Genomic DNA, 2,333 nt, shown 5'->3' on the forward strand with positions numbered 1-2,333 from the left:
ATATTGTCCGGCATCTTCGCACCATTGCGCTGCCAGCATCTTTATAACAATAGCCCAGCCTTCCGTTTTTTTGAAAATCGCATGAATATCTTTATCTTGCACATGGGTCAATTGTGATTTTTGAAATAGCTTTTTTATCTCATCAGGCGAAAACAACAGATCTGTTGGAAATACATCTTTGGCCTGACCGTGCAGTCTCATCCGTTCCAAAACCGGCAGACTGACATACTCCCGCGAAAGCAGCATAATATGAAGCCGCACAGGAAGGTTAGCCATAAAGCGGTCGAAAAATTTTAAGACATCTGTATCATGAATATATTGCCAATCATCAATGACCATATAGACCGGTACATCTGTATCTGGCTGGTGTGCCTGCAGGCCCGATAAGAACAAGAATAATATGAAACGCCAATCAATCTTCTTTTCATTTGCCAGTCTCTGGCAGAACCACTCGTTGAATCCAGGATAAAACCGGTCCAGGCTCCCCGCCAGATAAATTGCAAAAATATATAACGTATCATCTTCCGGTCCCAGACAATACCAGCCTGGGGGTTCTGCCTGTCCCTGCCAGTATTGTATCATGGCAGTAGTTTTCCCATATCCGGCACCTGCCGTAATGACTGTCACGGGACATGATTTCATACCATCTAGTTTTTGATTGAACCTGAGCCGTGGAATGATGATATCATCTACTGCTGGCATAGATATTTTTGTTGGCAGGATTTTTCTCATAATGCACCGACCTCTGACAATATACTCTCGTTCCATTATATCAGATTTAAAGAGACACGTAAGCACCGTTACGCTCAAAAATGCATAACGGTGCTCTTATCAATAAGTAGTCCCGACTTATCTACCAAATCATGTATTTGTCAACAGCTTTGCGCAGTTCATCGCGAAAATCAGGATGTGCTATGCGGATCAAGGATTCGGCACGCTGCTTAATATTTAAACCGCGCAGCCAGGCCACACCATATTCCGTAACAACGTAATCGGTATCATTGCGCGATGTCGTAACCGCCGCCCCTGGAGCCAGGAAAGGAACAATTTTAGAATGGAGAATGGGCTTGCCATCGGCATCTTTTGTCGTGTACGTAGAATGCATGGCAATAATGGACTTGCCTCCTGGTGACATTTGTGCCCCCTGAACAGTTTCAGACTGACCACCCGTTCCGGACCACTGCAGATTTCCCACGGTTTCCGACGCGCACTGACCGGTCAGGTCGATTTCCAGGCTGGCATTAATGGAAACAAACTTGTTATTCCGGCTAATCGTATAGGGATCATTACTGAAGGTGCTCGACTTAAAAAGGACCGAAGGGTTATTGTCAATAAAATCATATAACCGCTGGCTTCCCATCGTAAATGAGCAGACAGAATATCCATTCATAAACCCTTTTTGCGAATTGTCTACAGCGCCGCATTCAATCAAATCAACCATCGTTTCCGTAAACATTTCCGTATGAATCCCCAAATGTTTCTTTGCTTTCAGTTCATTGGCTACTGCATTGGGAATATTGCCAATACCCAGCTGGATTGTGGATCCATCTTCTATGAGATCTGCAATATACCTGCCAATAGCCGCATCTGTTTCAGTATATGGCGCCAGTTTGGCACAGGGAATCGGCCGGTCTGATTCTACAACAGCTGCAACCTCAGAAACATGGACCAGTGTATCACCAAACGTTCTTGGGAAATTAGGATTGACTTCTACAATAGTCAGCGCTCCCGCATTAATCAGATCGCGTTCATAAATGGCGCTGACAGAAAGTGTCATATAACCATTCTTATCCATAGGAGATACGGTTGCCAGAACAACAGGGCGTCGTCCTTCGTATCGGATCCGGTCTAAGGTATGGCGTAAAATAGTCGTAGACCGCTGTGGCACGGCACTCGTCAATTTTTCCTTCTGGGATTGACGCAGGGGGCCGCAGAAAAACCAGCCATTATGGAACATGATTCCTTTCATTTCCTGATCATGGAGCCATGGATAATCCTTTAAGGGAAGACAGGTATTAATAATCGTATCTCTAACTCCCGTTTTTTTTAAGTACTGAAGTTTATCGAGAATAGCTGCCGGTTCCCCTGAAGCCTGGGCACTAAACATGTAGTCACGGCTTTGAATCAATTGGAGTGCCTGTTCTGCTGTCATTTTTTTCTGTTCATACATTGTTTCATATTGTGTCATGATATGACCTCCTATATAATATGTGTTATTTTTTGCTACGTGATTTTCCTGTTTCTGGTAATAAGAAAGAGCCAATAAAAGCAGTTGCGCTAAAGACAACGGCTACCGTAAGACCTGCCGTATAGCCTGATGAATCGATAATGGC

2 protein-coding genes are annotated in these 2,333 nt (G+C 44.2%); both read right to left on the reverse strand.

The window, feature by feature from the left end; all coding sequences use genetic code 11:
- Positions 1-339, reverse strand: a 339-nt coding sequence (locus DBO31_RS09480; RefSeq protein ID WP_234995444.1) for a helix-turn-helix transcriptional regulator, incomplete at its 3' end; no start/stop codon positions are given.
- A gap of 514 nt (positions 340-853) precedes the next feature.
- Positions 854-2,188, reverse strand: a complete 1,335-nt coding sequence (locus DBO31_RS08255) for an acetyl-CoA hydrolase/transferase family protein (RefSeq protein WP_113856259.1) — start codon at positions 2,186-2,188, stop codon at positions 854-856.
- Positions 2,189-2,333 lie beyond the last annotated feature (145 nt).

Source organism: Megasphaera sp. DJF_B143 (assembly GCF_900320625.1).
In the GTDB taxonomy this organism is placed as follows: Bacteria; Bacillota; Negativicutes; order Veillonellales; family Megasphaeraceae; genus Megasphaera; species Megasphaera hexanoica.